This window comes from Streptobacillus ratti, assembly GCF_001891165.1.
Lineage (GTDB): Bacteria > Fusobacteriota > Fusobacteriia > Fusobacteriales > Leptotrichiaceae > Streptobacillus > Streptobacillus ratti.
In genome coordinates this window covers 1-14223 of the sequence record NZ_LKKW01000009.1, presented here as the reverse complement: position 1 = coordinate 14223, position 14223 = coordinate 1, and the positions used below count along the sequence as shown (strand labels likewise).

Annotated in this window: 7 protein-coding genes; 4 read left to right on the top strand and 3 right to left on the bottom strand. The window is 24.9% G+C overall.

Translation table 11 applies throughout. From position 1 onward, the window contains the following. Positions 1-12: 12 nt before the first annotated feature. Genes BT993_RS02560 through BT993_RS02550 form a run of 3 tightly spaced genes read right to left on the bottom strand, consistent with a single transcriptional unit; the run spans position 13 to position 1867 of the window. Positions 13-573, bottom strand: a complete 561-nt coding sequence (locus tag BT993_RS02560; RefSeq protein WP_072593093.1) for a hypothetical protein — start codon at positions 571-573, stop codon at positions 13-15. Positions 574-587: 14 nt separating this feature from the next. Beyond that, positions 588-977 (bottom strand): hypothetical protein, encoded by a 390-nt coding sequence (locus tag BT993_RS02555; RefSeq protein WP_072593092.1) that lies wholly within the window; start codon positions 975-977, stop codon positions 588-590. Further along, positions 974-1867, bottom strand: coding sequence for a metal ABC transporter solute-binding protein, Zn/Mn family (locus BT993_RS02550; protein WP_072593091.1), 894 nt, complete (start codon positions 1865-1867; stop codon positions 974-976). Before BT993_RS02550 ends, BT993_RS02555 begins: the two co-directional genes overlap by 4 nt. 194 nt (positions 1868-2061) lie before the next feature. On the opposite strand from BT993_RS02550, the gene nagA reads away from it, so the two are divergent. The 4 genes from nagA to BT993_RS02530 all read left to right on the top strand — a co-directional run bounded on the left by nagA (position 2062) and on the right by BT993_RS02530 (position 14168). Continuing rightward, a complete protein-coding gene (gene nagA, locus BT993_RS02545) occupies positions 2062-3213 on the top strand; it encodes an N-acetylglucosamine-6-phosphate deacetylase (protein ID WP_072593090.1) in 1152 nt (383 codons plus the stop codon). Between the two features lie 160 nt (positions 3214-3373). After that, positions 3374-5761 (top strand): heavy metal translocating P-type ATPase, encoded by a 2388-nt coding sequence (locus BT993_RS02540; RefSeq protein WP_072593089.1) that lies wholly within the window; start codon positions 3374-3376, stop codon positions 5759-5761. Between the two features lie 233 nt (positions 5762-5994). After that, positions 5995-12855 carry a two-partner secretion domain-containing protein gene (locus BT993_RS02535; protein ID WP_072593088.1) on the top strand — a complete coding sequence of 2287 codons (6861 nt, stop codon included), beginning with the start codon at positions 5995-5997 and terminating at the stop codon, positions 12853-12855. Positions 12856-12881: 26 nt separating this feature from the next. Beyond that, positions 12882-14168: a hypothetical protein gene (locus BT993_RS02530; protein WP_072593087.1), complete on the top strand. Its 1287-nt coding sequence runs from the start codon at positions 12882-12884 to the stop codon at positions 14166-14168. Positions 14169-14223: the final 55 nt, after the last annotated feature.

Genomic DNA, 14223 nt, shown 5'->3' with positions numbered 1-14223 from the left:
TATAATGAAATTTTAAAAATTAAATTTTGAACCTAAGCTTAAAGTTAAATATTGAGGATATCCTAAAGCAATTTCACTAGTAAAATTACCTTTAAATGTAGTACCAAATTTTGCTTTTATAGAAAATTTAGTAATAGATTTATTGTTTATAATATAGTGAAAAGTACCTATAGAAGCACCTGTATATAGCTTAAGATTTTCTATAACTTCTCCATTTAATTCAGTGAATATAAAAGGAGAAATGTATGGATGAACTTTTGCTATTTCTTTTTCATAATCTATTTTTTCAGTACCTGTAGTAGAACTTGATTGTGATACCGTAGCATTTTTACTAAAGGGAATCATTTTATTAACTCCACCCTCAAGACCTGTACCAAGATTAACATTTAATTTACCTTTTTTTAATTTCATAACCTTACCTAATGAAATATGTATTCCAACATTTAAAATAGAATTACTATTAAAGTTATCAGATTGAAATCCACTTAAACCACCTTGGGCTAGTATAGTAACTTCTGTACTTGAAATAGCTATAAGACTAGATAATAAACCTATAATTACATATTTCTTCATAACATTAACATCCTTTATTTAAATTCTATACTATTTAATCTGTTACCGTCAACATCAACAAGATCAAACATTGCTCCTGTATATTTATCTATTAAATGTCCACCAGGAACAAAAATATTACCAATTAGATATGATAAAGTATTTATTTTAGGTAATATTGCAACAGTTTTATCTCCTGAAGTAATAAAGTATTTTGCTCCAACTCCTACTTCATTATCCATTCTTTTTAAATTAACGAATAAAGTTCCTTGACCTTGTTTTAATATATTTCCGTTTTCATCTCTTACTATTATTTCTTTCCCTGAATTAGATCTAATATCTAATGGTTGAGATGACCCGTTAATAATAGTAGAACAACTTGTTAAAGCAATTACCATTGCAGTAAAAATTAATATTTTTTTCATTTTTGTTTCACCTTTCTTAATGCGTTGATTATTCTATTTATATTTTTTTCAATATCCTTTTCAAAAGCATCTTTAGTATACTTACCGTTAGTCATATGCAGTAATTGTTCTACAACTACACCAGTTTCTTTCTGCACAGCTTTAGTATATGGAGATGCACTTCCATCTGATTCAAATAATATGTCTATCTTATTTTCTTTTATTAAATCTATTGCTATTTTTAAATCATTAGCACTAGGTTTACCATGATTTTTTGGTTCAATTACGACACCTACTTTTATACCTAATTCACCTAAGATGTAGTCATAACCACCATGTGTTGTAGCTACTGTAAGATTAATTCCTTTTCTTAATTCAGAAAGTTCTTTTATTTTTTTTGATTTAATATTTGATAATTTCTTATTATATTCTCTTGCATTTTTTAAATAGTAACTACTATTTTTATTATCTATTTTAGATAATTCTTTTGCTATAGTGTTTACTTGTTGTATAGCTGCTTGTATAGCTATGAATGTATGTGTGTTTACAGATTTTGTATTCCCACGTTCACCTGCTATAGGTAGTAGTGCAACATTTTTATTTGCGTTAATTATAACAAGCTTCTTATTATTTGATGCTTTAACTAAATTATACATATAGTTATCAATTCCTGTACCATTAATTATTAATACATCTAAACCAGAAATTTTTTTAACTTCATCTGGTGATGGTTGGTAAGCATGTACATCTACATCAGCTGGAAGAATTTGAATTACATCAGCTTTATCTCCGACTATATTACTAGTAAAAGAATAATAAGGTAACATACTTACACCTATCTTAAGTTTTGATAAAGATACATTAGTGATTAATATAAGGAACATAATTAATTTAAATATTATTTTTTTCATATTACCTCCAAAGTATATAGATTATACCATTATTTATGATTTATTTCAATGATTTAAGAACGAATAGAAAAGTAAAAAGGAGAAATAAAATTTCAAAATTAAATTAAAAAATGAAAAAATTTTTCACTTCATAACTTGATTTTTTTTGTTAATAGATGTAAAATAAATATAGAACAAAAACAGGAGGCAGGTATATGATAATCAAAAATGCTAGAATATTTGATGGAGATAAATTTATTCCTGAAAATGTATTAATACTTAGCGGAGATAAAATTGAAAAAATAACAACAGTGTCAGAACTTAATGATGAGTTAATGTCTAAGCATGAAGTAGTAGACATAGAGGGTAAAGTTTTATCGCCTGGATTCATAGATTTACAACTTAATGGGTGTGGAGGAGTTTTATTTAACGATGAAATTACTGTAAAAACATTAGAAATTATGAATGAAACTAATAAAAGATTTGGTTGTACTTCATTTTTACCGACATTAATTACATCTCCAGATGAAAAAATATTAAAAGCTTTAAGATTAATAGATGAAATTAAAGATACTAAAGAGCAAATTGGAGTTTTAGGTTTACATATTGAAGGTCCTTATATAAGTGTGGAGAAAAAAGGTGTTCATAGACCAGACTATATTAGAGTATTAAATGATAGTTTAATAGATGAAATAGCTAAGGTTGGATATGAGGGAGTTAAGATAATTACTATAGCTCCAGAAAATGCCTTAGTTAAACATTTGAAAGTATTAAAAGAAAGTAAAATAAATATTGCTCTAGGTCATACTAATGCTACATATGAGCAAGTTGAAGAAAAGAAAGAATACTTTACTCATGCTACTCATTTCTTTAATGCAATGCGTGGATTTGACTCAAGAGAACCTGGAGTTGTTGGATATTTATTAGATAAGAAAAATATACAATGTGGAATAATAGTAGATGGTTTACATGCTAGTTTTCCATCAATAAGAGTAGTAAAAGAGGTAATGAAATCAAATATGTATTTAGTTACAGATGCAGTATCACCTATGGGAACAGATATGAAAGAGTTCATATTTGAGGGACATTTAGTTAGACATGAAAATGGAAAATGTTGGGATCCTAAAACTGGTTCATTAGGTGGGTCAGCACTAGATATGATTACAGGTATTAAAAATTTAATTAAAGAAGTTAAAATTAGTGAAGAAGAGGCTTTACGTATGGCAACTTCATATCCAGCTAAAGCTGTTCAAGTTGATGATAGATATGGATATGTAAAAGAGGGATATATTGCAGATTTAACTTTCTATAATTCAGAATATAGGGTAGAGGGGACAATTTCAAAAGGAAAACTACAAAGATATTAAGGAGCAATTGCTCCTTTTTTATTAATTCTAAAATTATTTCAGTATTATTAACCTTTAATATACTAATTTACTAGAAAATATATAAAAAAAATTATTCAGTCTTAAAAAAATCCTAGCAATAATTTTTAAGCTATGGTATAATAAAAATGAGGTGAATGTAATGAAATATACAGTATGTGGGCTTGATTGTGCTGGTTGTGCTAGTAAGTTAGAAGAACATCTTAAAACGCACGATAATGTTAAGAATTTGAGTATAAATTTTTCAACTAAGAGTTTAGTTGTAGATTTTAATGTTGAAAATGAAAATAGTATTGAAGAACTAGTAAAATATGGTAGAAAAAAGGAAATGTCTTTTGATGTTAAATTAGAGAATAAATCTGAAGTTCAATTTTTAGAAGAAATAGAAGAATTAAAAGATCAAAAAATACACATGTTTATATCACTAATTTTATTTATCTTTGCACTATTTGTTGATAAATATTTATACATGTATTTAAAATATGATTCAGAACTTTATTTATACTATGTACCTCTTTACATATTTGCTTATGCTATAGTTGCATTTCCTATTATTAAAGATGCTATTAAATCAATAAAAAACGGAGATTGTTTTAATGAAAAGGTACTTATGATGGTAGCATCATTATTAGCTATATTTATTAGAGAGTATGAAGAAGCAACAGGAGTAATGCTATTTTATACATTAGGAGAATATTTCCAAGAATATTCCGTTTTAAAATCAAGAAAAGGTATTAGAAGTTTAATAGATTTAAATGATAATAAAGTACATATTTTAAATGAAACTAAAAATGAGTTTGTAGATGTTGATGTTAATTTAATTAAAGCTGGAGATATTTTTTATGTTAAACCAGGAGAAAAAATATTGTTAGATGGTAAGATATATATAGGTAGTGCAGATATTGATACTTCTATGATAACAGGTGAATCACTTCCTAGATATTTTGAAAAAGATGATGAAGTATTAGCTGGTATGATAAATTTAACTAAAACTTTAGCAATTGAGGCAAGTAAAAGCTTTGATGAAAGTAGTATATATAAGATAGTGGAAATGATAGAAAATTCAGGGCATAATAAATCTAAAATGGAAAAATTTGTTACTAAATTTTCAAGATATTATACACCAATAATATTTACCTTAGCTATATTTATAACTATAGTTCCACCACTTTTCTTTAAGAAAATAAGTTTTATGGACTCACTATATAGTGGTATAGTACTTTTAGTTATAGCTTGTCCTTGTGCATTGGTTCTTTCTATACCACTTACTTTTTTCTCAGGTATTGGTAGAGCAGCCAAAGAGGGAATATTAATTAAGGGTGCAGATATATTTGATAATATAGATAAAATTGATAGTGTCTTCCTAGATAAAACAGGAACTATAACAGAGGGAAAATTTAAGGTTAATTCTGTTTTTGAAGATTTAGAAAAAATAGATATAGATGTAAAAGAAGTTTATGAGTATATATATAAGGCTGAGGAAAATTCTAATCACCCTATAGCAAAATCAATAATCTCTTTTATAAATAAAAAGTTTGGATTAGTTGATAGTATAGAAGATGAAGAAAAATTTTATGAATACATTAGTTTATGTGGACACTGTGGTTGTTGCCATGACTATTCAGAACATTATAAAACAAAAGATGTTAAAATAGAAAAACATGAACCTAAAGGTCATTATTATGGTGATGAATGTAAAAATCATGTTAAAAAATTACAAGATAATGAAAAATGTGAATGTGAATCACATAGCCATGATGAAATATGTTTGAAAAATCAATTTTCTAAAAATAAGAAAATAGTAGAAATTGATGAGATTGCAGGACTTGGATTAAGTGTTAAATTTGAAGATAGAGATTTATTAATAGGTAAGAAAAAAATGTTAGAAGATAGAAATATATATATACCTCAAATAAATTTTATGAATGACAAAAATTCTTCTTTAGTTTATGTTGCTATAGATAATATTTTTGTTGCCTTATTTGTCATTAAGGATAAAATAAAAGATGATACAAAAGAAGCTATTGCTTTAATGAAACATGTAGGTATTAAAGAAGTAGTAATGCTTACTGGAGATAATTTAGACTCTGCTAAAGAAGTAGGGAATATTTTAGGTATAGATAAAATATATTCAAATCTATTACCACAAGATAAATTAGATATTTTACTTAAAGAAAAAGAAGATAAACATATATTGTTTGTAGGAGATGGAATTAATGATGCACCTGTTATTGCAGTAGCTGATGTAGGAGTTGCTATGGGGAATATGGGTCAAGACATTACTATAAATACGGCAGATATAGTTTTAAATACAGATAGTTTGACTAAAATATCAGTTCTTAAGAAAATTTCAAATAAAATGAAAATGATAGTTTTTCAAAATTTATTATTCATTATTTCAATAAAATTAATAATAATCACATTTGGAATTTTTAATTTTATGTCTATGTGGGTTGCAGTGTTTGCCGATGTTGGTGTTACGATACTTACAGTTTTAAATGCAATGAGAATGAGATATGTGAGGTTATAAAGAGAACAGCACTTCTAGTCTATAAAAGATTTGAAGTGCTGTATTTTATTATATCATAGAAGACCTGTCTTTTTCACACTCTCATATAACTACTTATATAGAAACTTTTTAAATATTTTGTTACATATGTTTGACAACTAAACAAATATTTTGTTATATATGTTTGATATTAATTGACTTAAGGAATCTATTCATGATATCATTAAACAACAAGTTAAAAAGGAATGGTATTTATGAAGAAATTTATTGGTATAGTTTTAATGGTTAGCCTTTTTTCGTTTGCAAACATTAAAGTAGATGGCACGACTAATGTATATGTAGAAAAGAGCAATAATGGTGTAGATGTAATAAATATTTCAACACCATCACCTAAAGGAGTTTCTTACTCTACTTTTACTGATTTTAATGTAAGTGAAAAGGGTGCAGTAATAAATAATGCAAAAAATATAGCTAGAAGTAGAATAGCTGGATTAGTAAATGGAAATAAGAATATAAAAGAAGAGAGAGCAAAACTTGCACTGTTAAATGTAACAGGGATAAATGAAAGTAAATTAAGTGGAATACTTGAGGCATTAAGTAAAGATAAACTTGATGTAATACTTTCAAATCCAAATGGAATTACATTAGACGGTGCAAGTTTTTTAAATATACATAAAATGTCTTTAGTAGGAGCAAGCCCTATATTAGAAAATGGAGAGTTAAAAGAATATGGTATTCCTAGTGGAGATATTAAGACATTAAAAGAATTAAATACAAGAGAGAATGTAGAAAAGTTAGAAATAATAGCAAATAAGTTTAAGGCAGAAAGTGATATAGATGCAAAAGAATTATTAGTTAAGACTTATGCAGGAGAAGATGGGACATTACTTAGTGCAGAAATAATAGGATCTGTACATGGAGATGTAATAAAGATAGTAGCAACAAAATCGGGGATAGGTGTTAAGTCAATAAATTCAAAAGATTTAACATTAGAGTCAAAGGTACAGGCAAATATAGATAGTATAAAGACAGAAAATTTAAATGTTAAAGTAGAAGAAGATTTTAATAATAAGGATAAGATAGTAGCGAATAACACTATTACTATAGAAGCTAGGAATATAAAAAATGATGGAAATATTTTATTAAGTGATAATATAGAGTTAAGGGCTAAAGAAAAAGTTACAAATATTAATGGTGGAATAATACATGCAGACAATAACTTAAAGATAAAGAGTAAGAATTTAGACAATGTTGGTAGAGTTAATTCTTATGGTAATTTTAAAGTTAGATATAAGGATAAAAATAATAAAATAATAGATAATATAGATGCCTGGAAAAAGACTTTAAAAGAAACTTATGTGTCATACAATGCAGGAATATTATCAAGAACTAATGAAGCTAAAAATAATGCTTTATCTTCTTTCTATGATGAAGTAGTTAAAATAGATAAAACAGAATTTGATTGGAGAGTATTAAAAGAGCATGAAATTATACTAAAGAATAAAGGTAGAGAAGGTAAAAAAGGAATATTTTTTGATTTAAGTGATAGTGAAATATTACAAAAAGATAAAATTGAAGAAATAAAAAAATTAAATAAAGATGCTATGTATTCTCAAAATTCTGATAACTATTTAGAGGAAAGTGAAAAAAATATATTGCTAAAAGGATATGTAGAAAATTCTGATGCAAATACTAGCTTTTCAGTATTAAGTGGAAATAATGTTTATATAGATACAGATGACACAGTTAATAATAAAGATGGACATATAATTGCAAATAAAGATAATAAAATAAAGGCTAATACATACAATAATTCATCTAGTATTAGTGATGAAAAAGTAACTGTTAAAGATGGTTATGAAAAGATGATATTTGATGGGTCTTTTAAATGTCCTGGAGGATTAGTTTATTGTAATATATTACATAATGCAACATATATCAGAGATTTAGGTAATGATAGAGAAGTAAATGTTAAAGCTCTTCCATCACATATTAAAGGAGAAAACATTAACATTAGTGCAGATAATGTAAACTTTAAAGCATATAGTGAAGATGAGAGTAAAAAGACTTTAAGAGAAGAAGATGAAAGATATGTAAATAATAAAGAGAAGATAGAAATAAATGGTAAGGTATTAGAATATAGTATAGAAGATAATCCAAAATATGTAAAATTATCGAATTTTTTAAATAATCCATACTTTTTAAATAATATAAAATACAATAGTAATAATAGATATTTAATAAAAGAGTTTGCTATACAAGATAAAAGAAATGAAGAAATAGAAGAAGAAAAGCCTAGAAAATCAAACATATCAATTAATGCAAAGAATCTAAATATTAAAGACCAAAAGCTTTTATTTGATAATATAAGGTTATCAAGTAATAATTTAGTAATAGAGGGTGCCAATTTAAAAGCACTTGAGGATTTAGATATTAAATCAGATAATGTATTGGTTAAATCAATAGTAGAGGATAATAGAACATATTTAGTAAGTGATAAAAAAGAATTTTTAAATGAATATGAAAGCTTAAAAAAATCATCTCTTAAAGGGAATAATGTAAAAATTGATGCTAAAAATACAGTATTTTCAGGAGAATTATCAGCTAAACAAGATATTAATATATCATCAGATAAATTAGAAATAAAAGGCGAAAAAACAACAAACAAATCTCTTTTAACAGATAATCATGCAAGTGTATTATCAAATAACGAAAATGTAGATAATACAATGATTAATTCTAAAAATTTAAATATTAAATCAAAAGATGTTATTATTTCATCAGCAAATATAGATGTAGAAAATAATGTTGATATAGATAGTCAAAAGCTATTGATTACAGGAGAAAAGACTAAAGATACTAATGAATTAAGAACAGCTTCAAATAAAGAGAATGAAATATATAGAAATGAAAAAAATAATAAGACAACAATCAATTCTAAAAATATTAATTTAAATAAAACTGATGCGGTTATTAAGGGTTCTGATATTAAATCTGATACATTAAATGCTGAGAATTTAACTGTTAAATCAGAAATACTTAATAATGAGTACATTAAAAAAAGTAATAATATTTTATACAAAGAAGATACAAATATAGGGTATGAAGAAAACTCTAGTTCAAATATATTAGTAAAAGATATTAAGGCAGATACTTTAAATGTAGATGGTTCAAATATTGAAGCAGATAAATTAAAAGTAAATAAATTAAATATACAATCAAGAGTAATAAATAGTAAAATAAAACAAAAAGTTGAAACTTTTAATCTAGTAGATGGTGTTAATGGAAATTTAGATAAAGATAATTTAAAAGTAGATGGAAATATTTCTTTATTCTATCATAAGATAATTAAAAAAGATAATTCATATAATAAGAATATTAAATCAAATATCTTAGTAAAAGAAAAAGCTGACATAGAAAATTTGGATATATTAAGTTCTAATGTAGAATTAAATAATGCTACTATTAAAAATCTTAATGTAAAAACACAAGAATTAAATAATAAAGTCAGAGAAAATAAATATTATGGTAAATTAGATATTAGTGGTAGTGTAGGTGCTGTTGATTCAAATGCTGGTTTAGGTTTAAAAATACAAAATAAGAATATAATCAGTGATTCAAAAACACATGATAATACTAATTTATTATTAAAAGGTAAAGCAGTTGTAAATAATGAATTTGATGTAACTAATGTAAACTTAAAATATGATGAATTAGAAATAAATTCAAATAAAGCTAACTTTAGAGCCATAAAAGATACGATAGATAGCCAAGAAAATATAACAGGGATAAATTTAGGGACAAATTTAAATGTTGGTTCGCCTGTAGCAAGAGATATATTAACTATGGGTAAAGCTGTAGGAAATGTATTAGAGGGTCGCTTAGATAAAGCTATTTCTAATGGAGCTAATGGATATGTAGGAGCAGTAAATAATTTAGCTGGTAATTTAACTGTAGATAATAGAGTTGCAACTACAAAAGATTTTGAAACTGGAGAAGTAAAAAGTAATATAAGTGGATATCTAAATGTCGGAACTGATTTAAGTTTAAATTTATCAAACAAGACAATATTATCTCATAAAGAAGAAGTTAAAGGAAATACATTATCAGGTAAAAAATTAGTTTTCAATAATAATAAAGAAGTAAACTATACATCTACAGTAATACAAGATAGTAATGTAGTATATAACAATGTTGAAAATGTAAAAAAAGATGTACTTGTAGCAGAGAACAAAAAAGAAACAATTGATGCTTCTGTAAAAATTGGAGTAAGTGCTAAAGTCGATACAGAAAAAGCTAAAATTTCATTAGGTAATATTGATATAGGTGCTAAAGGTAGTTATGAAGTAAAAAAAGATAAAATAAATTCATTAAATGAATTAATAAATTCAAATGAAGAATATATTAATGTAAAAAATGCCTCTTTAAAAGGGGTTATAAGTAAAAATTCTTCTATAAAAGGAAATATATCTAATTTAAATATAGAAGAAGTAAAAGATGAAAAAACTGTAAATAAAGTAGGAGTAGGGTTTGATATCTCTATATCGCCAACTGGTGTACCTACAGGTGGTAATGCAGAAGTAGATTTAGTAGCTAAAAGAGATGAAAATGTATATAAGAATAATTTAGACTTGTCTAATTTAAAAGTAGACAATTTAACTTTAAAGGAAGAAAAAGCTAATAAATATAATGTAGATTTTTCATTAAAAGCTGGTACATCAGGTGTAAAAGGTAGAATAGGGGACTATGGTTTAGATTTAAATTCTAATGTAATAAATGCTCTTAAAAATCCAGAAGCATTTAAAGATAAAATTAATGTTGCAAAAGAAGAATTGAAATCTACGGGTAAAGCAATAAAAGATAAATTAAGTTTAATAGGAACTAAAACTGATGAATTAATAGATATATCTGAAAGAGAAAATAGAGGATATTTAGAAATAAAGGATAAACATATAGAAGCTAAATATTCTAAAGAAGTTTCTTTATTAAATGAATTATCAGCAAAAACTAAAGAAGAAAGAATAGCTTTATCAGAAAAATTAGGTCTAGGGTTAATAGTATCAGAACTTGAAAAAGAATCTGATGTAGTAAAAGATAGAGAAAAAGAGGTTAAAGATAAATTAAATGGCTCTATAACAGGATTTGTAGGAGATGATAAAAATCTACATTTATTAAAAGACTTAAGTGAATTAGAGTTTAAAAAATTATTAATAAGAGAAGTAATAATAAATAAACAAGGTAAAAATGTAGATAATAAATTATTAGGTGCAACTTTTGGAGAAATTTATTCAAGTTATATAACAAAAGGAGATAAAGATAAAAAGAAATTAGAAGTAGATTCTAATATACCAAAAGTTGATAAAGTTATTAGTGATTCAATAAGCAGTGTAAATACTTTAGAAAATATAGGTACTGTTTCAGATACTTTAGAGAATAGAAATAAATTAAAAAATATAGTATTGAAAAAATTTAACAGGAACAAGAAAAACTATGAAATGTATGACCCAACATCAGTAATGTATGGTCAATTAAAGTATAAAAAAGATTCTGAAATGGACGCCCCTAAAAATCTCTTAGAATTTAAAACTACAATGAATTCAGAAGAAAAAAAATATTTTAATGAAATATTAAAATCTGAATATAAGAATAGATATTTAAATTATTTACAAATGAAATATAATAGTGGAGATACAGTAACATTTAAATCTATTAATTCTAAAATACCTGCCATAGACCTTTATTCAAAAATATATAGTGGACAAGGGCTACAAGTGGGTAGAGGATTAGGAGCTACTTTAGAAGACGCTAAGTTTGTTAATAGTAATAAAAATCAACAAATACTTTATGGTTTGCTAGATACAATTCAAGGCACAAGTAGAATAGCTGGAGGAGCAACTTCATTAACTGCTGGTGCTTATATGATACCATCAGGATTTGGAATAAGTTATAGTGGAACTTTAATTGCTCATGGTTCTTCTAATTTATTATTTGGTGCAAATGATACATATAGAGGGATTTCTAATATTATATTAGGACTTAAAGAAAGTTCATTAGGATATAATGAATTAGCATATATAGAAGCGACTAAAGAAAGAACACAGTCATATGAATTTAAAAAGACAGCACTAGATAAATTAGAAGAAAAAAGCTCTATAATTCAAGGAATAAATCTTATATCACTTGAATCTACACAATATATTAATGAGTTTATTAAATTACATTTTAGTAAACCTAAGCCTACTTTTATTAATAACAATACATTAGATAATACAGATAAAGAAATAAATATTAAACCTGAAGTAACTATTAGTAATAAGAAAGATAAAAATAGCAAGTTTAATTTAGTAAGTGAAATAGATGAAAATATAAATGTTAAATCTAAAGAAACTATTGCTAAAAAGAAAGTTGAAAATAGTAAAACTAATTTAGTAAATGAAATAGATAAAAATATAAATATTAAATCTACAGAAATTATTGCTAAAAATAAAAATGGTAAAACTAATTTAGTAAATGAAATAGATGAAAATATAAATATTAAACCTGAAAAATCTATCATTAATAAAATATCGGAAAATAATAAAATTAATTTATCAGAATTTAGAGATAAGGAATTAGAAGGCTATATTTATAAAAATTATTTTCAAGAATATGATGATTTTAAAGCTAATAGAGTCAGTGAAAATGGAAGAAATTTTAAAAATCCAGGTTATAAAGCTGGTGTTTTTCCAGGTTCAGTAGTAGATTCTGTTACAGGATATTTATATGATTTATCAACTTTTAAAGGAGATGTAACTGCCGATCATATTTTTCCTTTAAGTGAAATAAAAAAATTAGATGAATATAAATTATTAAGTGCTACTGATAAGAAAAAAGTTGAACGTTATTCTAAAAATATAATGTATATAACAGCTAGTCAAAATTCATCAAAAAACAATAAAACTGTAGTAAAAGCAAATGATGAAAAAATTTATCCTGGATTTACAACATTTAAAGGCAAACCTATAAATAAAGATGCTAAAAATCTTATTGATAATTTACAGAAAAAAGCTAAAAAGGATATAAAAGATTATATAAATGAATTAAAAAACAATAGTTTAACTAATAATAAGAAATAAAATTTTAAAAAATAGAGGTATAAGTGATGAAAACAATAGAAGAATTTTTAAAAAGTAGAGAAAAATACAGAATATGTAGGAATTTCTCAGAAATACCAGAACACATAAAAAAAATGATATATACACGTGACAGAACTATAGGATATTCAACAGATTTAATAACTCCTTTATCTGATGATTTTGGATTAGAAAGACTATTTAGATACATTAAAGAATATCAACCAAGAACATATGAGGTTTTAAAAGATGCAAAAAATTTAATGTATGGTGTAAATGATAAAAACTATTTGAAATATGGAACAGAAATATATGAGGATTTTTTAGCTTTTGAATTAAATGGTAAAGCATTAATTTTAGATAGAAAATTCTATGGTGAAAATCCAGGTCAGAAAAATTTTGAAAAATGGAGACTTGGGAGATGTGTTTCCTTACCTAAAGAATTATCATATTCATATTACTGTGAATTTTTAGGAATAGGCTTTCCATATGATAGATATGACGCAGGATTTAGAAATTTACCGAAATCATCATCTGAATGGGATAATTTAGATGGATATTTAGAAGAAATAGGAATTAAAAAGAAAAGAAGAATAGAAGTAATAAAATCATATACTAAATATTTTTCAAAACTTTTAAATACAGAAGATGCTAATGCAGAATACCTATATACTTTTATGAATACTAATGTATATAGTGAAAAAAAGAATGATAATGATTATGCTTTTTTTGTATTTGAAGATATAAAATATGGAGATATATATGTAATAAGAAATAGAGATTATGAAAGACCTAAAAGATTACTTAATCCAGTAGAGGCAATTGATAAATATGTAGCACATGTATTAAGTGGAAAAGATAATTTTAATTTTGATGAGTATTTAGAAGAATTAGATATGTCAATAGAAGAAATAAAAGTATATGAATTAGTAGAACTTACAACAAGAAAAACTATAATTAAAGATAAAGAAAAAATTAGAGATTATATAATCTATTTATCAGACTCATCAGAAGAAGTATATTACAAGACACCAAGTGGAGAATATGAAGATATTTCACATTTTGAATTTGATGGAGATGAGATTGAGGTAATAGGCTTTGTAAAAGATGAATATGGAAATACAGATTTTAATATCTATTATTCATATAAAAATGGGAAACATTTATTAACATACTCTAAGCTATATGAAACAGAATTAGAAAAAGGAAAATTACATTATTGTTTAGAAGAGCTATCAAATAAAGGAGAGATAAAAGAAAAAGTTGTAAAAAAAGATGAAACAAAATTTTATGTAAATTTATGGAGATTTATGTAATAAAAATAGAGGTATAAGCAATGAAAACAATAGAAAAATTTTTAAAAAGTAGAGA